The organism is Streptomyces sp. NPDC025806, from assembly GCF_055558275.1.
The window spans coordinates 704,128-725,283 of record NZ_JBVHMU010000002.1 but is presented as its reverse complement, the minus strand read 5'-3'; the positions used below and the strand labels follow the sequence as shown (position 1 = coordinate 725,283).

At 66.0% G+C, this 21,156-nt stretch carries 20 protein-coding genes and 2 pseudogenes; 7 read left to right on the top strand and 15 right to left on the bottom strand.

Annotated features, from left to right (window positions below):
* Positions 1-242: 242 nt before the first annotated feature.
* Positions 243-1,037: pseudogene (locus ACZ4E1_RS06975) on the bottom strand (DUF2637 domain-containing protein); the annotation flags it as partial.
* A 188-nt stretch (positions 1,038-1,225) separates the two neighbouring features.
* Positions 1,226-1,483 (bottom strand): hypothetical protein, encoded by a 258-nt coding sequence (locus tag ACZ4E1_RS06970; RefSeq protein WP_467536574.1) that lies wholly within the window; start codon positions 1,481-1,483, stop codon positions 1,226-1,228.
* Positions 1,484-1,590: 107 nt separating this feature from the next.
* On the opposite strand from ACZ4E1_RS06970, the gene ACZ4E1_RS06965 reads away from it, so the two are divergent.
* Entirely contained in the window at positions 1,591-2,238 is a 648-nt protein-coding gene (locus ACZ4E1_RS06965) for a pentapeptide repeat-containing protein (protein WP_467536572.1), read from the top strand.
* Here ACZ4E1_RS06965 and ACZ4E1_RS06960 read toward each other — a convergent pair.
* The 9 genes from ACZ4E1_RS06960 to ACZ4E1_RS06920 form a co-directional block, all read right to left on the bottom strand.
* On the bottom strand, positions 2,189-3,304 hold the full coding sequence (locus tag ACZ4E1_RS06960; RefSeq protein ID WP_467536570.1) for a DUF6292 family protein: 1,116 nt from the start codon (positions 3,302-3,304) through the stop codon (positions 2,189-2,191). The two genes, ACZ4E1_RS06965 and ACZ4E1_RS06960, sit on opposite strands and share 50 nt — an antisense overlap.
* Positions 3,305-3,646: 342 nt before the next feature.
* A complete protein-coding gene (locus tag ACZ4E1_RS06955) occupies positions 3,647-5,611 on the bottom strand; it encodes a DUF3732 domain-containing protein (RefSeq protein ID WP_467536568.1) in 1,965 nt (654 codons plus the stop codon).
* Complete coding sequence (locus ACZ4E1_RS06950; protein WP_467536567.1) at positions 5,608-6,084, bottom strand: three component ABC system middle component; 477 nt, start codon at positions 6,082-6,084, stop codon at positions 5,608-5,610. Before ACZ4E1_RS06950 ends, ACZ4E1_RS06955 begins: the two co-directional genes overlap by 4 nt.
* Positions 6,081-7,292 carry an ABC-three component system protein gene (locus tag ACZ4E1_RS06945; RefSeq protein ID WP_467536565.1) on the bottom strand — a complete coding sequence of 404 codons (1,212 nt, stop codon included), beginning with the start codon at positions 7,290-7,292 and terminating at the stop codon, positions 6,081-6,083. The genes ACZ4E1_RS06950 and ACZ4E1_RS06945 overlap by 4 nt, the downstream gene beginning before the upstream one ends.
* Positions 7,293-7,438: 146 nt before the next feature.
* Positions 7,439-8,023, bottom strand: a complete 585-nt coding sequence (locus ACZ4E1_RS06940) for a hypothetical protein (RefSeq protein ID WP_467536564.1) — start codon at positions 8,021-8,023, stop codon at positions 7,439-7,441.
* 12 nt (positions 8,024-8,035) lie between these two features.
* On the bottom strand, positions 8,036-8,242 hold the full coding sequence (locus tag ACZ4E1_RS06935; protein ID WP_467536562.1) for a hypothetical protein: 207 nt from the start codon (positions 8,240-8,242) through the stop codon (positions 8,036-8,038).
* 780 nt (positions 8,243-9,022) lie between these two features.
* Entirely contained in the window at positions 9,023-12,559 is a 3,537-nt protein-coding gene (locus ACZ4E1_RS06930; RefSeq protein ID WP_467536560.1) for an RHS repeat-associated core domain-containing protein, read from the bottom strand.
* On the bottom strand, positions 12,454-13,335 hold the full coding sequence (locus ACZ4E1_RS06925) for an IS3 family transposase (RefSeq protein WP_467536558.1): 882 nt from the start codon (positions 13,333-13,335) through the stop codon (positions 12,454-12,456). Before ACZ4E1_RS06925 ends, ACZ4E1_RS06930 begins: the two co-directional genes overlap by 106 nt.
* Positions 13,332-13,673 (bottom strand): transposase, encoded by a 342-nt coding sequence (locus ACZ4E1_RS06920; RefSeq protein WP_467536556.1) that lies wholly within the window; start codon positions 13,671-13,673, stop codon positions 13,332-13,334. The genes ACZ4E1_RS06925 and ACZ4E1_RS06920 overlap by 4 nt, the downstream gene beginning before the upstream one ends.
* 292 nt (positions 13,674-13,965) lie before the next feature.
* Between ACZ4E1_RS06920 and ACZ4E1_RS06915 the strand changes: the two genes are divergently transcribed.
* The 3 genes from ACZ4E1_RS06915 to ACZ4E1_RS06905 all read left to right on the top strand — a co-directional run bounded on the left by ACZ4E1_RS06915 (position 13,966) and on the right by ACZ4E1_RS06905 (position 15,746).
* On the top strand, positions 13,966-14,214 hold the full coding sequence (locus ACZ4E1_RS06915; RefSeq protein WP_467536554.1) for a hypothetical protein: 249 nt from the start codon (positions 13,966-13,968) through the stop codon (positions 14,212-14,214).
* A gap of 74 nt (positions 14,215-14,288) precedes the next feature.
* Positions 14,289-15,134, top strand: coding sequence for a helix-turn-helix domain-containing protein (locus ACZ4E1_RS06910; RefSeq protein ID WP_467536552.1), 846 nt, complete (start codon positions 14,289-14,291; stop codon positions 15,132-15,134).
* A gap of 156 nt (positions 15,135-15,290) precedes the next feature.
* Positions 15,291-15,746, top strand: a complete 456-nt coding sequence (locus ACZ4E1_RS06905; RefSeq protein WP_467536550.1) for a hypothetical protein — start codon at positions 15,291-15,293, stop codon at positions 15,744-15,746.
* Between the two features lie 393 nt (positions 15,747-16,139).
* Here the strand turns inward: ACZ4E1_RS06905 and ACZ4E1_RS06900 are convergent, their stop codons facing one another.
* Together ACZ4E1_RS06900 and ACZ4E1_RS06895 are read right to left on the bottom strand one after the other, a co-directional pair.
* Entirely contained in the window at positions 16,140-16,469 is a 330-nt protein-coding gene (locus ACZ4E1_RS06900) for a hypothetical protein (RefSeq protein WP_467536548.1), read from the bottom strand.
* A gap of 149 nt (positions 16,470-16,618) precedes the next feature.
* On the bottom strand, positions 16,619-16,912 hold the full coding sequence (locus ACZ4E1_RS06895; RefSeq protein WP_467536545.1) for a hypothetical protein: 294 nt from the start codon (positions 16,910-16,912) through the stop codon (positions 16,619-16,621).
* Positions 16,913-17,025: 113 nt separating this feature from the next.
* Between ACZ4E1_RS06895 and ACZ4E1_RS06890 the strand changes: the two genes are divergently transcribed.
* Positions 17,026-17,634: a TetR/AcrR family transcriptional regulator gene (locus tag ACZ4E1_RS06890; protein WP_467536544.1), complete on the top strand. Its 609-nt coding sequence runs from the start codon at positions 17,026-17,028 to the stop codon at positions 17,632-17,634.
* 320 nt (positions 17,635-17,954) lie between these two features.
* On the opposite strand, the gene ACZ4E1_RS06885 is transcribed toward ACZ4E1_RS06890, so the two are convergent.
* Complete coding sequence (locus tag ACZ4E1_RS06885; protein WP_467536671.1) at positions 17,955-18,479, bottom strand: PadR family transcriptional regulator; 525 nt, start codon at positions 18,477-18,479, stop codon at positions 17,955-17,957.
* A 413-nt stretch (positions 18,480-18,892) separates the two neighbouring features.
* Here ACZ4E1_RS06885 and ACZ4E1_RS06880 point away from each other — a divergent pair.
* Together ACZ4E1_RS06880 and ACZ4E1_RS06875 are read left to right on the top strand one after the other, a co-directional pair.
* A pseudogene (locus ACZ4E1_RS06880) lies at positions 18,893-19,291 on the top strand (MATE family efflux transporter); the annotation flags it as partial.
* Positions 19,292-19,485: 194 nt separating this feature from the next.
* A complete protein-coding gene (locus ACZ4E1_RS06875) occupies positions 19,486-20,079 on the top strand; it encodes a helix-turn-helix domain-containing protein (protein ID WP_467536542.1) in 594 nt (197 codons plus the stop codon).
* Between the two features lie 162 nt (positions 20,080-20,241).
* Here ACZ4E1_RS06875 and ACZ4E1_RS06870 read toward each other — a convergent pair whose 3' ends face one another.
* Positions 20,242-21,012 (bottom strand): transposase family protein, encoded by a 771-nt coding sequence (locus ACZ4E1_RS06870; RefSeq protein WP_467536540.1) that lies wholly within the window; start codon positions 21,010-21,012, stop codon positions 20,242-20,244.
* Positions 21,013-21,156 lie beyond the last annotated feature (144 nt).

The window sequence follows — 21,156 nt, the reverse complement described above, 5'->3', positions numbered from 1 at the left end:
GTAGTCGCCTGCTCGGCCTGTCCGCGCGTGGCGTAGACAGCCAGGAGCGCGCCCAACTGCTGCTCCGGAAGAGGCGTGCCATCGGGCTGGCTGATGCCGTGGACCTCGTACAGGTAGTGCGCGAACTGTGCGGGCGTCGGCAGGACTTCGTACTCGGCCACGAATCCCTGGAACTCGCGGAAGTAGCTGACGGGGTCCGATGCTCTGTCGCGGAGCGGCCGGTGGCTGCTTGAGGTATTCGGCTGCTCCCCGGCGGAGACCGCGGATCCGGCCGCCGGTACTGCGGGGCCAGCTGCCAGCGCTGCGCGTTCAGAGACGGGAGAAGCCTCCAGGACCTCGCCCGGCACCGGCGCGGGCACAAGCTCGGGCGGCAGTTCGATGCCCGCCGCCGCCAGACCCGCCGGAGCCGTCTCCGCCAGCGGCACCCCGTACCGCGCGAGCCGCAGCGGCATCAACGACTCCACCGGAGCCTTCCGCCGCCACGCCCGCCCGAACCGCGACCGCAGCCGCGCCTGATACACCAGGCGCTCCTGCTCCAGCTTGATCACCTGCTCGTAGGAACGCAGCTCCCACAGCTTCATCCGCCGCCACAACAGGAACGTCAGCACCGGAGACAGCAGCCAGCGCGTGATCCGCACACCCTCCATGTGCTTGTCCGCCGTGATGTCCGCGATCCGGCCGATCGCATGACGCGCCGCCTCCACCGCCACCACGAACAGCACCGGAATCACCGCGTGCATACCCGTACCCAGCGGATCCGGCCACGCCGCCGCACCGTTGAACGCGATCGTCGCCGCCGTCAACAGCCACGCCGTCTGCCGCAGCAGAGGGAACGGAATACGGATCCACGTCAACAACAGATCCAGCGCGAGCAGCACACAGATACCCGCGTCGATACCGATCGGGAAGACGTACGAGAAGTTCCCGAAGCCCTTCTTGATGGCCAGCTCACGCACGGCCGCGTACGAACCGGCGAAACCGATCCCCGCGATGACCACCGCACCGGCGACCACCACCCCCACGAGTATCCGGTGCATCCGTGTCAACCCGATCGCGCCCGCCCCCTCGGTCACCGCAACGCAACACCGCCGAGCGGTGCATCAACCGCCTTAAACAGCGGCGTGGAATCGCCAACCGTTACGAGAAGACAGCCACGATCTATCTCGCCGGACGCCACATCGCAGGCATCTTCCTCCGGTCCGCACGATGATCCAAACGACAGACCCTAGTCCTCGTCGGCGGGGCCGCCTACGGCCTCTACCAGGGGGCAGAGGGGCTCTTGACCGCCCATCACACCGGTAAGAAGCCAATCGATGTCCAGGACGCCATCAAGCTCACCGTCACAGTGCTCACACTGGTCGGTGCCGTCCTCGCCGGCCTGTACGCCTACCGCAAGCAGCTCCTTGAAGAAGGTGCGTCCCACCGTGCGGACGCGACCCAGCTCGCCGAGCGGTACGCACAGGCGGCCGAGCAGCTCGGACACGAGCAGGCCGCAGTCCGCCTCGCTGGCGTATATGCCATGGCCCGCCTCGCGGACCACTGGCCCGAACAGCGACAGGTCTGCATCGACGTCCTCTGCGCTACCTACGCATGCCCTACGAAACCGACTCCACCGAGCCTGGATTCAAGCACGGTGAGAAGGAAGTCCGACTCACCATCATCCGCACGATCCGAGACCGGCTCCAAGACCCGACGTCACCGACCACGTGGTGCGGACACGACCTGGACTTCACCGGCGCCACCTTCGACGGTGGAGACTTCAGCGGGGCAAGGTTCTCCGGCGGCAAGGTCTACTTCACCAAAGCGACCTTCGCTGGAGGTGAGGTCCTATTCGACAGGGCGGTCTTCTCCGACGGCTCCGTCCACTTCACGGGCGCAACCTTCTTCAACAGTAGGGTTACCTTCGGCGAGGCGGCCTTCATCGGCGGCTGGGTCGAATTCACGGAAGCAACGTTCTCCGGCGGTCAAGTCACCTTCAGCATGGCGTGGTTCTCCGATGGCACAGTCCAATTCGCCAACACCGACTTCTCCGGTGGTTACGTCGCCTTCATGGGGGCGTCGTTCTCTGGTAGCGAGATCTCCTTCAGCGGTGCGAAGTTCTCCAGCGGTCGGGTCTTCTTCAGTTTCGCAACCACGTCCGAAGGAAGCAGGGTCGATTTCACGGGCGTCAGTGAGATTCATACTGCGGCTAACATCGACTGGGGTCCGTTTCCTGGGATCCCACCGAACCGCCCCTAGTACCACAACCCGAGGGGTTTCTGGTGCCACTCTGGCCGTCGTAAACAGCAGCAACCACCCGCGATGCAGGTGGGCAGCGGCGCGGGCTCAGATAGCGAATGCCCTGTGCCTCAGGCGGCTGGCCGATCTCGCGCCCGATCGGGTGCCGGCGGCTGGTCGCGGTGCGCCAGCCCCAGCGTTCGTCCCACACCAGCGCCGGCACCGGCGCGGTAGCGGCGAGCACCACGGCCGCGGCCACCGCGTCGTCGGTGACGTGGACGACGTCGACGTCCTGGCGCACGGCCAGGCCCTCGGCCGCGAGCGCGTCGGCCACCTCCTGGACGTACGGGCGTGCCGCTCGGGCCCGCAGCTCGGTGACCGCGTACGCGATCGCGGCTCGGTGTACGGCATTCGGGTAACCGAGCCGGGTAGCGGCCGCGGCCGGCTCGAGGGCTGGCTGGGTGGTGATGAGGTCGGCGATGCGGTGCCCGCGCAGGCGGGACAGGGCTCGGACGGCTGCGGTGAACGACAGGCCGAGTTCGTCCATGACGGTCTGCGACGTTACGGCCGGGTCGGTGTCGAGGAGGGCGCCGACGCGGGCGGGGATCTCGTCGCGGGGAACCATGTCGCCGCTGCCCTTCGGCCGGCCGGTTCCGCCGGTATGGCCAGGGCCGGTGTCGCGGGCCGTGCGGTAGGCCTCGACGATGTGGCGGGGGCAGTGGTCCACGCCCTTGACCTTGACCAGATGTGGATGGACCTGCGGGTGGGACTTGTAGGCGTCCCAGGACCTCACCGCCACCCCGAGCAAGGTGGCGGCCTCGCTGCGGTCCAGGAGATCCTCGCCCTCATCGACAGCGGGTAGTTCCGGGATCGGCGTGCCGGCGTAGTAGGCGGCGGTCTGCTCGCTGTCCCACAGCAGCACCCGCGCACCCTCCGAGCTGATCGGCGCCGGGAAGTCGGGTGCGGTGTAGAGCTTGCGTTTGACGAACGTGGACGGCTTCATCCCCGTGAACGGGAACGCCGCCACCGCCAACTCCTCCCGCGACTGCACCAAGTCGACACGACCGGCCCGGATCACCACGGCCACCGCCGCGGGATCAGCGGGTATTGCACAGCCAGGACCATCGGACTCTCCTCAACGGGCACCTCGCCGACCACTCACCGCGGACGACGAAAGAAAAATACCGGAGTTTCGAGAATCAGAGCGGAGAACCGGCACACACCACCCACAGCCGCGACTACACTCGAGGCATGCCTCCCGTCCGCGGGTGGTTCTTCGGTGGCCGGCGCCCTTGCCACCCGCTTCGGCGGATTGGGCGCCGGTCATTTTCCATGTGCGGCGTCGATTGGTCTGCGAGCGGCTCGCATTCCCTCCGGAGGCACTTCGGTCGGCAGAACCGACAGCGAAACCGATGTCGCGCGTTCTTCGTCAATTTTCTACTGTCCCCGTCTCCATCCAGGTCGAGGGCACGAGTCCAGTGTCGCTACCGTGGCGCCAGCGTTCGGTGACGTGTTCGCTGAAGACAGGGTCGTCGAGGTCGGCGTGCTCCATCACGATGACCTGCATCTGACCGTCGAGCTGTTGCAGAGTGCCATGGATGGCCTCGTACAGGTTCAGCAGGTGCGTGCGGTCGTTAGTTTGTAGCACTTCCTCACCTGTCGGTTCTGCGGGGAAGTACACCTGCGACGGTTGGTCGAGAACCAGGAGGCGGGGCACCGGGCTGTCGTGCTTGGTGAACCACTCGTGGAGAGCGAGCAGGGTGGAGACGTGATAGCCCAGGTGGTTCTCGGCGCTACCCATTTCCTTGAGCGGGACTGGCCCGTCAGCAGTGTCAGCAACGACCGTCAGCCGGTTGAGGTCGAGTCGGATCGGCGAGTCCGAGAAGTCCAGATCCAGCCTTTGGGCCTTCTCTCTGATGTCCTGATTGATCAAGGACAGACAACTGGTGAGCCGTTCATCCTGGGTGCTTCCACTGAGCTGCTCTTCCAGCCTGGCGATCAGCTCGCCGAGTTCGTCACGGCGGTCCAAGACCCGGGGTGCCGCTTCGAGATGGGCGAGGGTGTCGATGTAGAGGCTGATGCGCCCCTGGACGATGGCAGCCCGGCGCAGATCGTCAGGTTCCTGCTGGGTCGTGCGCAGGCCCGTGGTGAATTCCTGAACCAGTTCTTGGTTGCGGGCGAGCTCCGAGCGGAGCTGTTGCAGTCGGTCTTCCTGGTCGGCGATGAGCCTTCGGATGGCGGGGGTGTCGTCACGGATGACTCCGAGGTCGCCGTCGAGGAGGGCGAGGTCGCGAGTGAGGGCGGCAATAGTCTCAGTGGCCGAGGAGATGACGCTGTCGCAGACGGGGCAGTGCTCCAGATCTGTAGTCTCTGAGTCCCGGCGGAGGAAACCAAGAGATGTGAGTCGGGCACGCTGCTCAGCTGCCTGACTGCTGAATTCGTCGTTCTCAGCGAGGGCGCCCTTGAGGTCAGAGATCCGGGCTCGGGCTGCTGCAAACTCTCGGCGAAGTGCTGCCCGGTGGGCGTAGAGCGGCGCCAGGGGGTCATTTTCGCTCTCGTGCGGACGCAGTGCGCTGGGGTGGGCCAGTTCATTGCGGATGCGCTGCAGGATGCGCAGGACGTCTTCTGCGCTCTGTGGTCCTTCGTGTGGTGGCACCAGCCCAGCCTCAACGGCCTCGCCAAGCAGTGCCTGAGCCTGGCCGCTGGCAGGCGTTCGATCGCCAGATATGGCGAGTTTGGCTTCGTTGTCCGCTAGATCACGGCGAAGATTTCGCAGCTTGTTGTGGAGCAGCGCCTGCTCGGGGTCCACGGCTCCGAGGAAGTACGGAACGACTCCCCGAATCGTGTTCGGCCGCCACTCCTCGCCCTGCGAGTGGAAGAGCACGTCGGGATTGGCGACTTCGTTCTGTGCCTGGAAGCTGAAGAAGAGCGCGTGGCGGATGGAGGGGGCTATCAGCGTGTTCTTACCGACAGCCGGGACACGCACTGTGGTGTCGATGCCGCAGAACTCGCTCAGGTACACCCTCGCCGTGTCCACAGGTGTCACGAAGTTGAGGACTCCCACCGCTGGCGGTGGGCTGCCGGGCGCCTGAGTGAGCACGCACATCGTGCTGTTGGTCTTGGCATTGCCCTTGGGCGCTTGCCGGGCGATGAAGAGCTGCTCGCCCGGCTTCGTGAGGGTGATGCCGTAAACACGGACATAGGAGCGGACCTTGCCAGCTTTAACGGGGTAGTCAGAGCTTGCGAGGCAGTAGTCGATGATCGTGAGCAGGGCGCTCTTTCCGCGCCGGGAGTCGCCCGTGACGATGTTTAGGGATCCGAGCTCGAACGGGACGGTGCGCACCTGGCCAGGCTTCTTGCCGTAGATGGTTACCGCTTTGATCTGAAACGTCACGGTTTGACTCCGAGGAGGGTCAGGACTGTGCTGAGGCTGCCCGTGCTGGGCAGCCAGCGCCCGAGGAAGTGGGCGGCTTGCTGAATCGCGATGGTCTGATTGCTGCCGCCCTTGATCCCCTTGGTGGTGGGGCCCAGGCCCAGGGCGAGCCCTTCAGGTGTGGCCTGCAGGGTCTTGGTCTGTAGGGCGAAGAGGAGGCCTGGGCGTACCACGGCGGCGAGGGAGGCCGAGTTACGGGTCATGGCGACGCGCACCGTGTCGTTCGTGTCGAGCCACTTCATCAGGCCGCTGTTCAAAGTGCTCGGGAGGGCAACCCTGATGGCGGGTTGGAGCGCCATGACGCCTGCCACGATGGCGACGGGCAGCGGGCACAGCGCGTTGTAGTGCTGCTCATGGCCCTGGACGGCCCTGGTGCAGAGCAGTGCGGTGAAGGCAGGGTTGTACAGGGCGCGCTCTTCGCGGCTCAGGTTCATCCGGAGGCCTCGGCGGGTTCAAGGAGCTGCATGAGGCGGGCGGCAAAGTCGGGATGCCATCCGACTCGGCGGTCATCCGCGAGCATGTGGAACGATCCCTTGGTCACGAAGATCTCGTCGCACCCGGTGCGGATCTGGAAGCGGGCCTCTTGGTCGACCCACTTGTAGATGAGCTTCGCCTCGGTCTTCTTCTGCTCCTCGGTGGCCTCTGTGCCGAGCTCTTCCTCCATTTCGGCGAAGCGGGCTTCCCACTCCTCCACCAAGCGACGCTCGTACTCGCCGATCTCTCCTGGGCGCAGCAGGTTCTCGTTTGTCCAACGTGAGCGCTGCGCGAAGGCCCGCACGTAGTCGCGCACGGCGAAGCCGATGCGTTTGGAGCTCACACCGATGAGGCCCAACTGCTGGACGAAGACTTTCTCCGACTGTTCCGCAGGATCGCTCGTCATGCGGGTGATGTCGTCGTCGATCGGCAGGTTGTCGTGCTGGAACTGTCGCTGCAGACGGGTGAACACCTCGTCGAACTCAACGCCGGTCACGGGGCTGCCTCCGGGCGTGCGCATCTGCTCGATCACGCGGTCGTAGAACCAGCCCTCCAACCGGTTAAGGAATGCCTTCGCAGCCACATGGCCGGCGGCCACCGCGGCGAGGCTCAGCATCGCCTTGCGGACATCGGCGATGTCCTGAGTGCCACCGACGACCTGGATCCGGGCGAGCAGAGCGCTCTGCCGCTCTTTCGGCAGCGCAGCCACCGCTGCGAAGGACTTGAGCAATTCCTTGCTTTCCGTCTTCGAGGCTTTGGCGGCATCGAGGAGCAGTTTCAGGGCCTTCTCTTCGTCACGGTGCTCGTTGCGCTGGAGCAGGTAGCCCGCGCTGCCCTCGGGTAGCTCGGCGGTGGTGAGGAGGAAGAGGTTCGTCTCATCCAGGTCGATGCGTTGTGCAGCCACGGCTTCGGCCCAGATCCGCAGGGTCTTCCAAAGGTCCTTGGATGTGTTGGTCAACCGCACGCCCTCGGCGCGCTGTTTGAGCTGGAGAAGGTCGGTCATGGAGCCTGTGTGCTGCTCGATGTCATCGGCCGCCTCAACGGCGATGCTCCAGTCGGGGCCAGCACTCATCCACTGCTCAATGCACATGTGCAGAGCCTTGGCGAACTGGAAGAGGTAGCCCAAAGCTGACGCCGACGCCTCGTACTGCTCTCCCCCGCTCGCCATCACACCCCCAAAACCAGACTGATCCCGCGATCATGCCATGGGTGGCTTGATTCACATAAGGCGGATGGACGTCACGAAAGCTCGATACCCAGGATCCTCATGCAGGCGCATCGAGCGGGCGTCGGGGGGCGAATGCCGTGGCTTGCTCAGGCAGGAAGCCGTGCTTGCGCAGCGTCTGGGCGCGTGAGCTGCACCAACGGGAACAGAACTTCCGTGGTTGGCGCATTGATTCGGGCAGGTCCTGGGCGCACACGAGGCACTGGCCGGGTGGCGATGGCGGGGACCCGCTTCTCCAGCAGCCGGCGTGCACCGGCTTCGTCATCCAGGCTGTAGGGGATGGCGTCGGCCGGGCAGCCGTTCAGGAGCTCGGCGATGACGGCCCGCAGGGTGGCCAGGTCGCGGCGGCAGGTGCTGAGCAGGTCGAGGTACCCCTCGACGGGCCAGGTGGCGAGGGCGCCGGAGCGGGTGAGGTAGAGGCCGCTGCTGTCGATGCGGTAGCGGTCGTGGGTGTCGAGGAGCAGGTAGCCGATGAGCTGCCAGGTGGGGCGTTTCTCGAGGTGGGCAGGGTGGCGGGTGCTTTTGAAGTCGAGGAGGAGTCCGTCGACCAGGAGGTCGGCGTCGGCGGTGATGTCGACGCCGGGGAAGGTGGGGCCGCCGGTGTTGTCGGCGGGGCGAGTGCGTGCTCTCAGTGCCGCGAGGTGGTCCGTCGGCCGAGTGGTGGAGCTGGGCAACGATGTCCGTGATCAGGTCGGGGTGGGCAGTTGCAGGAGCCGGTCGAGGGTGAAGCCGCCGGAGTCGTCGAAGGCGGAGCAGGCGAGCGGGGTGTAGACGAAGCCGATCCCTGTGCGGGCGCGGACCTGGTACCAGGCTGCCGCGATGAGCAGGCGGGCCAGGTCATCTTCCTCGTCGTAGGCGCGGTCGATGCTCTGGTTGCGGTCGTCGAGTTGCACTGGGGGTGCCGCCTGCACGCAGCAGGCCCTGTGCACGGGCGGCCGCCGGCCATCGGACCCACCAGCCGGTGAGTCCGCCCCCAACCGTCAACACCGTCGTCAGCAGGCGGACCGGGATCCGCTGCCGTCAGCCGCCAGCCGCCCACCCGGCAGTCCACGTACGGCCGCTGTGGCGAAGGGACCAAGGTGAACGATTCGGTGGGAATGGAAGAAGTCTGGGCATGACTCCTGACGGAATGTCTCCTCGGGATGGTGTGGGCGTGCAGCAGCGCGCCTTGGCGGGACCGGGCAAGGCAGAAGCCCCGTCCGTCGGACGGGGCTTCGAGTCGGTGCGGACACTATTCAGAGCAGGAGCAAACCACGCAACCATGCTCTGATCTCGCACTTCCGGTCACGCCCAACCGGGACATCTCACCAAGATGCGGTTACTCACCCGTGGGACCTCCATCACTCTCACGCACATAAGCAACCCGCCCGCCATCGAACCCATCCCAATAGACCCAGAGCCGCCCGCAAGCCGCACAGACGAAAACAGGTCGCGCAGACTGCTGCAACCCATCAAAATCGCCTGACTCCCAGAATCTATCCAGCTCGACATCTGATGAGAGATGCCATTCCATCGGATTCGGAATGGCTCCACTCATTGAAATCACTTCACCGCATCTGCAGCGAAATTTCGCCATCGAACTCCCCTTTCTCGCGTAAAGTCACAACAGAGATTAACCCAACTAAGCCCCCGTGAGGGTGGGGGCGTGCCATACGCCCCCACCCTCACCCTATCTACTGGATCACGAAAATGCCGCGCAGGGGAGCCGACGAACCAGGACGAGAGTTTACTCGATTGAGCAACTGGCCAGCATCCACACCTCCGGCATCAATAGGTGAGTTCTTGAGGTTCAGAATCACGTATCCTCCATCGACCTGATTGCGCTTCTTCGAGACGGCACCCGCAATTCTGTCCATGTTCCCTGAGGATGGACTATAGATATCCCCCTGTATGCCATTAACCAGCACATCAGAAGTATCTACCCCGCGAGTCCCTCCGTCTGCTGGAGGATCCCTGAGAACGACTTCATTACCCTGATCCGCGACCTTCTGGGCTGCGTAGACCTCGTCATCCGTAGCCTTGGAAGCCTTGTTTACAAGCGAGCCAGATTTCCCTCCCGAGCTACTTGCACCATCCGCTTCACGAAAAGCTTGACCAAGCAAATCGAGGCCAGAACCTACCTGCCCAATTCCCCCATAGACGAGCACACCGCCGGCACCCACTTGCGGCGCTCCAGCCACGCAGAGAATCCCGGTGCCACACTCGACCACTCCCGCTACTGCGAGGCCCGTCCCGCCGGTCTCCATAGCCAAACCGATTGCGGTTTGCACCAGCCCCGCATAAAAGTCCGAATTCGTCAGGAGGCTGCCGAGGTAATTTCCAACACTGGAGTCGTTGTCGCCAGGGCCGGCGCTCGGGCCATGGCAATAGGTGGCCAAGCCCGATCCGGAACACTGCAAGGCGCCAGGCGACGTATTTCCTGAACTGTTCGAACTTGCTGTCCCCTTGGTGCTCTTCTTGGGGGGGCAGCTGTAGTAGCAGTGTCCCGGACCTGTGCCACCACGCGGGACACCGACATTGGCAGTGGGCTGCTTGGGAACGCAGTGACCAGTTCCGTCGTCTTCGCACAGGCCGGTGGGGTCGCTGCTCGTAGCAGGGTGTTGGTTCGCGTAGCTGTATCCGTTGAGGGACTGGTGCTGGTTGAGTGCAAGAACGGGGTCGACGCTAATGAACTGGCCGTTTCCTGGGTCGTATTCGCGCGCGCCTACGTGGGTGAGACCTGTCGCGTCGTCAGTCGGCTTTCCGAGGAATCCCTTGTCATCCGGCCAGTTAGTGGCTTTGGTGCCGCGGCTTCCTCCGAAGGGCGTCGAGTAGCGCTTGGTGACCGCGTAGGTGATGGCGTCGAGGGCGAGGCTGGAGGTTCCGTGGTGATCGGATGCGAGGAAGCTGAGCTTGGTGCCGGAGACTCCGCTCGTGGCTGTGCGTACCGCGACGATCTGGCCAGCCGCGCTGTAGTTGCGAGTGGCGGCGAGGGTCTTGGCGGTGCCCTTGGTGGTGAGGTGCACTTCGGTGGCGCCAAGGTAGAGAACTGATTCGCCGTCTCCAGTGGCGCGGCGGATCAGGAGTTCGCCGGAGGCGTCGTACAGATACCCGGTCTTGGTGGCCGTGCTGCTGGTGGTGGCGAGTTTGCCTTCGGTGTTCCAGGTGAGGGTCTGCTGGCCTGAGGCGCTGGGGCGGCTGGTGGTATTGCCGGTCTTGTCGTAGGCGTATGTCGTGGACGTGCTGCCCGTGGTCTTCGTGGTGAGCGGGTGGGGCTGGTTGGTGGGGGTGTTGCCGTAGGTGTAGTTGGTTGTCGTGTTACCTGTAGCGGTGTGCTGGGTTTCGGTCTTGCGCTGGCCGGCTGCGGTGTAGTCGTAGGAGGTCCAGTAGGGGGCTGCGCCGTCGATGTTGGTCTGGGTGCGGCCCGCGGTTGCGCAGTCTGCCGTCTTGGGTGTCCATGCCTCGGTCATGCGGCTGTAGCCGTCGTAGGCGAAGCACTGGTAGTCGGGCTTGGTGGCGCCGCCCTGTGTGGCAGCGTCGAAGATCGAGGTGACATTGCCGGCGTCGTCCTGCGTGAACGTCAGGTCTTGCGGCTTGTATGTGTGGACGTCATCGGTGACGAAGGAGTGCTTGAGGCGGCGCGTTCCAGCCTCGTACTCGTAGTTGAGGTAAGCATGGGGCACCGAGGTGCCGCTCTGGGTGCCGAGGCTCAGTTGCTGCAGGTCGCCCTGGGGACTGTAGAGGGCTCCTTGCAGGTATCCAGTCGTGCCCTTGGAGGTGAGTGGCTGGCCAACGTCGTTGAAGGTGTAGGAGACGGTCTCGGCTGGCAGGCCTCCGACGGCAGGTTCGGACTGCTGCTTCACGGCGCCGTCGAGGGTGTAGCCGGTGGTGTAGGTGAAGGACTTCGGAACGCCGGCTGTCACCAGCGGGTCGTCATCCGGCAGGGTGAGTTTGCTGCTGGTGGGCTGGTAGAGGCTGTTGTAGGCGGTGACGGAGTCCGTGTACGCCTTGCCGTTGAGTCCGCCGACGTAGCGGGTGGCGCTGTCGAGCTGGCCCTTGGCGAGGGTGTCGAAGGACCAGGCCGCGAGCTGGTTGGCGTCTGTCTGGTCGGTCTGCCAGAGGGCGGTCTGGCGGTTGAGGTCGTCGTATCCGAACAGGAGCTTGTTGTTCTCGGAGTCCGTGGTGGACGTCTTGCGGTCGAGGCTGTCGTAGCGGGTGGTGGAATCGCCCTTGTCCGGGTCGCTGGCCGAGGTCTGCCGGCCGACGAGGTCGTAGCCGTAGGACCACTTCGACTTGTCCGCCTCGGCGGTGATGGTCTTTTCTTGTCCTGCGGGCGTGTACGTGTAGCTGGTGGCGGTGTAGTCGCCGGTCGGGGTCGGGCTGGCGTACTCACGGCGTTCGGTGGTCTGCCCCAGTGCGTTGACGGTCGTCGAGACGGCCTGCCCGCCGTTCGGGGCGGTGCTGGTGACCTGGTCCCCGGTGTAGGAGGTGGTGGTGGTCCAAAGGGTCACGCCGGTCTTCTTGGTGACGGCTTTGGTGGCCCGGCCTGCGGCGTCGTAGGTGGTGTCGACCTGGATCGGGGCCTGGCTGCCTTCTGTCTGCACTGCGGTGCTTGAGGGAGCCGAGGTGTTGTCCCAGATGTCGCCCTGGGTGCTGGTGGCGAGTCCGCGGTCGTCGTAGAGGGTGAGCCCCACGAGGCGGCCTCCGACCGGGGTCGGGGTCTGGGTCTGGCGGCTGCGCAGCAGGGAGTCGTAGAACTCGTAGCTGGTGTTGTATCCGGACCCGTCGCCCTGCAGGGCGCTGGTGGCGACCCAGGAGAGGTCTCCTGACTGGACCTTGTATGCGTAGGTGTAGCTGGGGGTGGCGTCGAAGGCGGAGCGCAGGTGGTTGGGCAGCCAGGTCTTGGTGACGCGGCCGAGGCTGTCGTAGGTGTTCTCGGTGACCTTGCCGTTGGGGTCGGTCGCCTTCAGGGCTGCTGCGGTGGCGAAGTCGAGGTCGCTGGTGGCGGTGTGGCCCTTGGCGTTGGTGACGGTTGTCTGGGTGAGGGGGCCGGTGGTGGCGGGCTTGTAGGTGGTTGTGGCCGTGATCAGGTCTGACCTGACCCCTTTAGGGCCGACACATCCAATTATGCCGCGAGTGTGAGGGGGTGGCTTCTTCGTTGCCGTTCCTCGTGCGGCGTCTGGTAGCCGATAGCTGAGTGGAGACGTCGGTGGTTGTAGTAGGTGACCCACCGGAACATGTCCGCCCTGGCCTCGGCCCTCGTCGGCCAAGTCTCCCTTCCTATCTCGGTTTTGAGGCTTCCGAAGAAGGACTCTGCGGCAGCGTTGTCGTAGCAGGATCCGGTCCGGCCCATCGACTGACGTATGTCTAGCTCACGGCAGGTTTCCTGCATGAGCCGGGACGTGTACTGACTGCCGCGGTCGGTGTGGAAGATCGCGTTGCCGGCCGTGCGGCCCTGCTGGTGGGCCATGCGGAGAGCGGCTTCGGTCAGTTCCGCCTGCATGTGACCGGCGATCGACCAGCCAATCAGTTCCTTCGTGCACAGGTCGATCACGGTCGCCAGGTACACCTTGCCCTCCCCGGTGGGCAGCTCGGTGATGTCTCCGACGAGTTTCAGACCGGCCATCGGAGCGGTGAAGTCCCGCATGATCAGGTCGTTCGCCGGCACCGCCTTCCTGTCCTGACGGGTCAACGACTTGCGGCGCCGCCTGGAGATGCCCTGGATGGCGTGTTCGCGCATGATCCGCGCGACCCGTTTCCTGTTCGCCGTGACGCCTCGGCGATGCAGGGCCCTGGTGACGCGCAGGGCGCCGTATGTTCCCGACGATGATTCGTGGACCTGCCGGATCTCCACGAGCAAGTCCTCATCCGAGGCGTTCTTCGCGTCTCTGGCGGGCTGGCGTTCCTTCCATCCGTAGTAGCTGGATCTGTCCCATCCCAGAAGGTCACACACCCTTTTGACGGGGTGTTCCGCGCGGATCTCGTCGACGAAGCGGTAGCGGATCACTGCCCCGTCTCCCGCGCGAAATAGGCGGCTGCCTTCTGCAGGATGTCGATGTCCTGCCGGGCATGTGCCAGCTCGTGGTTCCGCTCGGACAGCAGCCGGTCCAACTCGCGGACCTGCGCTTTCAGTGCTTCGACCTCCCGGCTCACCGCGACGTCACCGCCGTCGTTCCCGGCGGCCTTGCGCCGTCGGCCCAGCTCACGCTCCACCCAGGTGCCCAGCGTCGCTTTGTGTACGCCCAGCGACCGTGCGATGTCCGCAACCGGCCTCTCCGGCGAGGAGAGCACCAGTTCGACCGCGTCCTTCTTGAACTCCTCCGGGTACTGCTTGCCACGAGCCATGGCAGACCACTTCCACCCGCAGACCGCCACGCGACCTGCCGTTCAGGTGTCGGCATCGAAGGGGTCACCTCATCCGGTCCTTGGCCCCTCCCCACCACTCCGACCGGAGCGTCGGGCGCGGCTGGCATCGAACTGTGGGCCCGGGTGACAGAACTCACCTGGGCGCAACAATCCGCACACCTTGCCTCCGCAGGGAACAGCAGGGCGCAACATGCCGCAAACACGTAGCGGTCGCTCTCTGCGACAGATCACTCTCATGCAGTCAGAGTCAGCCGATACGCATGGAGGACCAGTGGCGCTGCATCTGCTGTGCAAGGACCCGGAGAGCCCGAACAACGGGAGCCCCACCCTCTACTACGACGACGTCGCGGACAGCTATCTGCTGCAGTCATGGAAAGTGGACTCGGACCGCTTGTCGTCCATCACCGTTCCCGACCACGAGACGGTGGTCGAGTTCCCCAGGCGGCTTCTGCGTCTCTTTCCGCGGCCCGACAGCGAGCCGCACCACGACGCACCACTGTTTCCTGACATCACCTCATAAAACATCTTCCGTACGGGATTTGCCGACGCAGTCGCAGTCCGCGGGCGGCTGCGCGAGGCGGCACACTGGCCGTCATGCCGACTTCATCCAGCGTCACAGAGGCCCGCCGCGCCCTGGGGCAACGCCTGCGCCGACTTCGTGAGGACAAGGGACTGACGGCGGCGGAGCTCGCCCGCAGATGCGGGTGGGACCGGGCGAAGTGCAGCCGGATCGAGAACGGCCACGCTCCCGCTAGCCAAGAGACGATCAGGGCCTGGACACGGGCCTGCAACGCGGAAGCCGAAACAGCCGAGCTCGTGGAAGCCGCCCGCAACATCGAGGTGATGTACCTCGAATGGCGCTCGCTGGAACGGCGCGGACTACGCCCGGCACAGGACAGCGTGCTCCCGCTGTGGTCCAGGACCAAGGACTTCAAGGCGTACTCGCAGAACCTGATCCCCGGCCCGCTCCAGACCGAGGAGTACACCCGGGCGGTGCTGCGGGCCATCCAGCGCCGACGCGGCCTCACCGACGATGTCGAGGAGGCAGTCGTTGCCCGGATGGCCAAGCAGAAAGTCTTCGGTGATCCGTCGAAGAAGTTCGCGATCGTGCTCGAGGAGTCGGTCCTGTACCGGCGCACAGGCCCCTCCCCCGTGATGGCGGCGCAACTGGGCCATCTCGTGAAGGCCGCGGTCCAGCCCAACGTCCTGATCGGCATCATCCCCCACAAGGCGGACCGCAGCCTCATGCCGCCTGTCGAGGACTTCTGGGTCTTCGACGGACGGCAGGTGAACGTCGAGCTGGTCTCCGCCTTCCTGACCGTCAAGCAGCGGTACGAGGTGAACCTCTACCTCGAAGACTTCGCCCGCCTGACGAACCTGGCCGTGCACGGCGGCCCTGTCTTCAACCTGATCGCCGAGGCTTTGCACTCCTTCTCCTGACTCGGTCGCGCCTGACCGTGCCGGGCCGCGCGCCGGGCCACGGAAAGGGGAACGCACGTGCAGGACCAGTCACAGCAAGACCGCCGGCAGAAACTCCTCGCGGCAGCCGACCGCGACTCGCCGCTTCCTCACGGCAGAGGGAGAACGGCCAACGTCATGGCGGTGGTGACCACTGGGCTGGCAGCCATCGCCCTGGTCGTATCGGGCTCGCTCACCGAGTCCAGGCACCCGGACTCCTTACCGAAGCCTCCGGACGCCGACGCCCACCACAGGTTTCTCCACGACCTCAAGGGGTACCGGCCCACGAACGAAACCGTCCTCGACTCCGGCATGACCCAGCCCGGAATCCCCGTCTCCGTACAGCCGACTCGTTCAGACCCGCAGCAGGTGCAACGTCTGGCCTACCGGTGCCAAGGCCACGGGGCCGTGCACGCGGCAGGCCGCGCTTCGGACGGCACCAGAAGCCGCTTCCCGAGCACACCGTGCGGTGCCATCATCGCCTCCCTGTCCCTCACCGGGTACACGGCGGTCACCCTCACCGGCGACGACGACCACGCGGTCCTCCACTGGGCCATATCCAGCACCCCGCGGCACGACGAGAAGACCCGCTGAACGGTCCACCACTTTGGCGTCAACAGATATGGAACGGTCGGCCGGCGCGCTGCTCCTGCCCGTCAGGAGCGAGTGATGGCGGCCTTGGAGCTGACGGCGGGAAGCGGGCAGTCTGCAGGGACGACGGCTGTCTGCGCATCCTGCGGTTCTCCAGCCAGGCGTTGAACACTTCGATCAGCAGGCAGAACTGTTGATGAGGTGAGGGCCTGGCTACGGCCTTCTGCGTCCATAGGGCATGGATCCGCGGAGCAGGTCGTGCGCCTCTTCGAGGGTGAGCGTCTCCAGGCGGCGCGCACGGCGGCCGGGCTCGTGCCGCCCCGCCCCCGCTCGCTGCTGCCCGTCCGTGCAGCGGGCGAGGGCAGCCGTCGGCGCGCGGGTCAGGTCCGGGTGTGTTCAACGGGCGGCGCAGTTGAGGCGCTGGACCTGGTCCGCCACGTGGTCGTCCAGGAACCGTACGAGCTCCCCCTGTTCCCCGGCGGCCGGCTGCCCCTTCTTCTGCCACAGCTTGACCTTGAAGTGCATGTACGGCCCCGGTGAACCGTTCTTGCAGCTGATCTCCACGAAGGCACCGTCGTCACCGACGATCGCGGAACCGCGGACGGCGATGCCGCGCCTCTGCCCGTTCCGGTACTGCCGCGGCACGGAGAGCCAGCTCCTGGCGGGCAATGCTTCGACGTCAAAACTGATGTCATCGGTGAGGACCACCACCTTGTCCACCTTCATCCGACAGGAGAGGTGGCTTCCCACCGCGGGCTGTTCGGCCTCGGCTGTCCGGGTCTGCCGCTTGAGCACGGGGTGGCTCGCTCTCCCAACCGTGCTCGGTCAGCCAGCCCGCCGGGCCGTCGAGCCCGTGCATGGCTCGACGTGTGAACTCAGACCACCTCGACCCAAGCCGAGCTGATGTAACAGTTGCTGAGCCCGTACGCCTCGCTGTTGGTGGAGGCCCAGTTGCCGTAGACCGTCGTCCGGTACGGCCAGTGGTCGCTGTCGCAGTAGGCCGCCACTCTCATCGGGCCATCGCCCGCGCAGGTGGCCGTGGCAACGGCAGGGAACGCATTGACGCTGCATCCCCAGCTTGAGGCGTCGGCCTGGCTGGATGTGCCGAGCAGCATGGTGGCTGTGGCGGCGGTGATACCGGTCATCGCCAGAAACTTGCGGAGTCGCATGGGTCTGCCTCTCATGTGTTGGTCTACGGACGCCGACGTGATGCGCCTGTGGGTGAGTGCGCTGGCCGGAACGCCCTTGACTGTGCCGAGCACGCGACGCAGGCTCAACGCTGATGAATAACGCCGCCGCTGCCCCTGCCCGCCGCCGAGGCCGCCCCCGCGGCAATCCGCCGACCCGCGAGTCGATCGTCCCGGCCGCCCGCACGCTGTTTTTGGAGCGCGGATACAAGCGCACCACGGTGCGTGCCGTGGCCGCGGCGGCCGGCGTCGACCCGGCACTGATCGCCTATCACTTCGGCTCGAAGAAAGGCCTGTTCGCGGACGTGATGCAGTTCCAGTGCGCCAACGCGCTGGCGGTGGACGACGTGCTTGGCGGCGACCCGGCCACGCTCCCGGACCGCCTGATCGACGCGGTGACGGACCTGTGGGAGGACGCCGACTTCCGCCGGCTCACCGCCCAGGGTGACGAGGCCGCCGAAGTGATCCGCGAATACCTGGAACACGAGCTGCTGGCCCGGCTTGTTGAATTTCTCGGCGGCCGGGACGCGACCGCCCGGGCCACGGCCGTGGTGACGATCCTCGGCGGTCTCATCTACACCCGCTACCTCAACCCCCTCCCCACCCCGGCCGCCCTCACCCCGGCGCAGGCCCGTCACATCCTCACCCCGGCCCTGCGCGCGGCCCTGGCCCCGAGACAGCGCACCGCGACAACTGGCAGATAGTTTCTCGTCGGAGCGGGCTCTGCGCGGCCGCGCGTGTGAGGGGGAGGCCGCGAATGTCCTGGTCGGAAGTGCGTTGAACGATGATGACACGGAATGCGTCGAACACTGATGCGTGCAGGTCGGGACACGCGCCGCGTCGGGCGGCCCGTTGCTGGGACTGGCCGGCTTGCGCCTGGGACCCATCGCCCGACGCTTCGTGGGGCTCGGCGACGAGGCCCTCGCCCTGGCGGCGCAGGCCGATGCGCGCGGTGCCGCTGGGAACGAACCCGTTCGACGACATCTGTGATGTCGTCTCCTGGCTCCCGTCCGCCGGGCTGGTCTCAGTCCTCGAGGGTTGCGATCGCCTCGGCCAGCCACTGCTTCTCCTCGGTGCCCGTGGCGCGGGCGATGCGCAGCATGCCCTGTCGGAAGAGGTCCGGCGTCTCTTCGGCGCGTACCGGCTTGCCGTCGCGGTAGAAGAAGCTCGCCGGAGTGTTGAGGAAGTCCTGGCGGCGGCGCAGGACGGTGGCCTGTTCGGCACGGTCGGGGAGATGCCGTAGGAACGAGAGCAGCGTGAAGAAGCGCTGGCCGTCGGTGATTTCGACGTCCTTGGGGTGCCGGAGCCGGGCCTGGAGGTCGGCGCGGCCCGCCTCGGTGAGGGAGAGGATCCGCCGGGGTGCCGCACCGGTTCCCGGCTCGGTGCGCTGCTCGACGAGCCCGGCCTTCACCAGCCGGGTGATGGCCGGGTAGAGCGCGCCGTCGCTGACCGGGCGAATGTGCCCGCTGAGGCCCTGGATGCGGGCCTTCAGTTCGTATCCGTGCAGGGGCTCCTCGTAGAGGAAACCCAGAATCGACAGCTCCAGCACGCGGCCGAACCCCTTCCTGCCCGTCACCGGACTCTTGCCCGTTCCGTGCGAGCATGCTATCTCTTTTCGCTATGCCTCGATTAGAGGTACAACGAAAAGAGGATGGTGCGGTCGTGGGGGCAAGAGAGCACCGGCACAAACTGGTATCGCTGGCGTGTCCGGTCTACTTCGAACTGCTCGCGGGCGTGACGGCCGGGATCATCAACGGTCGCCGCGGCCGCACGGGCATCCGAACCGAGGGACCGGGTCCGGTCCGACGGTGCGCCGGCCGCCTGCCGCAGGACGGCGTTTCGTCGGAGCGCGATGAGTCCCGCAGGAGAGGGCGGCCGTCCGGCCCAGCACCGTGGCGACCGGGCGACGATGGCTACGAGGGCGAGCGCGCCTGTCATCCGCACGACAAAATCAGCTCGACGCTGCTCATCGCCGGACCGTGGATCATGCGGGCGTTCGGCAGTGAAGGCGTGGTGGCGAACGCCGGCACGCTCTACCTGCGGTCCCTGGGGCCGTACCTGATTCTGCTCGCCTGTTTCATCGCGCTCGGCGGGGTGTTCGAAGGCAGCGGCGAGAGCCCCGCCCTCGCACGCGTCACGACGTGCGATGTGCTGCTTCAACTGGCGCTGGCATACGGCCTGTCGGCGGCAGGACTGCCCGGCATCTGCGTGGCCATGGCCGTGGCGATGTTCCTGCAGTGCGCGGCGGTCGGGAGGATGTACCGGCGCACGGGACCCGCGACGACCACCGGTGGCGACGGGGGCCGCCCGAGCATCCCCGCCGCGTCCGAGGCCTCCGCATCCGACAGAAGACCTGCCTGACCGACAGCCTGCCCGTGCCCCCCCTTGGCGTGGTTGGCTCTTGGTTGGGGTTGTGTTGGTGGAAATCCCTAGCGTTCCCGGTGCCTCATCGAGGAGCCACTCGCTAGGCAGGCTGGCCGCCCCGCTCAAAGCTGACCGCGCCGGGGCAGCCGGAGGCGGGGACGGAAACAGACAGGAGACTAGGAAGGAACATCATGGTCGGGGGACCAGAGACGATCGGAGCCAGCGATGCCCCGGAAGGCGACCTCTTCACGGAGATGCGGCGACTCAAGGGAGCGTCGCAGCTGAGCTACAGTCGTCTGGCAGACAGGACGCACTACAGCCGCTCCTCCTGGGAGCGCTTCATCAACGGCAAGCAAGTCCCGGGCCGGATCGTGGTCGAGGAGTTCGCTGCCGCGGTCGGCACGGATACGGCGCCGCTGCTTGCGCTCCTCGACGTGATCGTTGCGCGCGACGAGACACCTCCAGGGGAACCGGCCTCTGTGCGGGTTTCCATACCCGCGTTGAATGCCGCGCAGCTCGCGAGGCCGGTAACGGAAGCCGGCCGCTCTGGACTCCCGGATTGGCGGGATGGCGGTCCGATACGGCGGTTCACCAGGCCCTGGATCACGACCATGACGGCCGGCATCCTGGCAGGCGCCCTGGTCGGCAGTCTGGTGACGGTCCTGCTCATCGAACCGGTCGGCGCCGCTGGGCCGCCGAAGGATTCCCCCTCGACCGTCTCCTCCGAGCCGCAGGAGCGGTCCGGTCAAGATGTGCTGCAGGAGCGACACCTGCCTGTTCCGTGATCCCCGCAGGCGGGGCCTGCGAATGGGAGCGAAATCCGTGCGCCACGACGTCCCTGCACATGAAACCAACGATTCACCGACTTTGCGGACACGGCACGGCCTAAAGCGTGTTGCACAAGGCTGTGTTTGGGCAGGTCAGGGCGAGTGGGGGCGGTCTTCTGGTCATGATGTGAGCGCGAGGTTGTGCATGTGGGCGATGGCCTGGACGGCGTGGTGGAGGCCGTCGCCGTGCTGTCGGCAGTCGCGGAGGATCTTGTAGTTCTTCAGCCGGCCGATCGCGTGCTCGACCCGGGCCCGGACCTTGCGGTGTGCTGCGTTGTCGGCTTCCTCGCCCGGCAACAGCGGCCGTCGGGGGCGTCTGCGGTGCGGGACGACCATGCCGCAGTTCAGGTAGGCGCCATCTGCCAGGACAGTCACGCCCTGGCAGTGCTCGGCCAGACCGGAAGCCCGCCAGGCATGAGCGTCCGCGGTCGTTCCCGGCACCGGCCGGGCGGCCGCGATCACGAGTTTCGTGTCGGCATCGATGATGACCTGCACGTTCGCGGAGAAACGATAGTTACGGCTGGACGAACCGACCCGCCGGTCACGGACCGGGACCAGTGTGCCGTCCACGATCCACAACCGGTCAGCGGCATCGGCCGGGCGGGAAACGGGCTCCACGGCGAGCAACGGACCGAGCTTCTGGATCACCCGGCACACCGTCGAGGACGAGATACCGAACAGCGGCCCCAGCTGCCGCATGGTCAGGTTCGTGCGGTAGTACACCGCGACGACCAGCACCCGCTCGGCGAGCGTCAGACTCCACGGCCGGCCACGCAGAGTGCCGTCACCACCCCGCTCACGCACCACCCGCAGCAGCCGCGCAAACTGCGTCACCCGCAACCCGGTGAACGTCTCCACCCACACCCGCTCGGCACTCAACACCCCAGCCATACACGGGAGATGCCCAGTTCACAGCCTTGTACAACACGCTTTAGCTCGGCCGCCTCCTTGTCCCATCCGCACGCACCTCGTCGCCTTTAGGACGGGCACCGCGGGACACTTCCTCATCGCGGTATTAGCGTCCACGGGCCATCC

Bases quoted from the DNA above. Each gene is read 5' to 3' on its own strand.
- ACZ4E1_RS06965 (WP_467536572.1), top strand. From the start codon at position 1,591: ATGCCCTACGAAACCGACTCCACCGAGCCTGGATTCAAGCACGGTGAG.
- ACZ4E1_RS06950 (WP_467536567.1), bottom strand. From the start codon at position 6,084: ATGAACCTGAGCCGCGAAGAGCGCGCCCTGTACAACCCTGCCTTCACC.
- ACZ4E1_RS06945 (WP_467536565.1), bottom strand. From the start codon at position 7,292: ATGGCGAGCGGGGGAGAGCAGTACGAGGCGTCGGCGTCAGCTTTGGGC.
- ACZ4E1_RS06920 (WP_467536556.1), bottom strand. From the start codon at position 13,673: ATGGCTCGTGGCAAGCAGTACCCGGAGGAGTTCAAGAAGGACGCGGTC.
- ACZ4E1_RS06910 (WP_467536552.1), top strand. From the start codon at position 14,289: ATGCCGACTTCATCCAGCGTCACAGAGGCCCGCCGCGCCCTGGGGCAA.
- ACZ4E1_RS06905 (WP_467536550.1), top strand. From the start codon at position 15,291: ATGGCGGTGGTGACCACTGGGCTGGCAGCCATCGCCCTGGTCGTATCG.
- ACZ4E1_RS06900 (WP_467536548.1), bottom strand. From the start codon at position 16,469: ATGAAGGTGGACAAGGTGGTGGTCCTCACCGATGACATCAGTTTTGAC.
- ACZ4E1_RS06895 (WP_467536545.1), bottom strand. From the start codon at position 16,912: ATGCGACTCCGCAAGTTTCTGGCGATGACCGGTATCACCGCCGCCACA.
- ACZ4E1_RS06890 (WP_467536544.1), top strand. From the start codon at position 17,026: ATGAATAACGCCGCCGCTGCCCCTGCCCGCCGCCGAGGCCGCCCCCGC.
- ACZ4E1_RS06875 (WP_467536542.1), top strand. From the start codon at position 19,486: ATGGTCGGGGGACCAGAGACGATCGGAGCCAGCGATGCCCCGGAAGGC.
- ACZ4E1_RS06870 (WP_467536540.1), bottom strand. From the start codon at position 21,012: ATGGCTGGGGTGTTGAGTGCCGAGCGGGTGTGGGTGGAGACGTTCACC.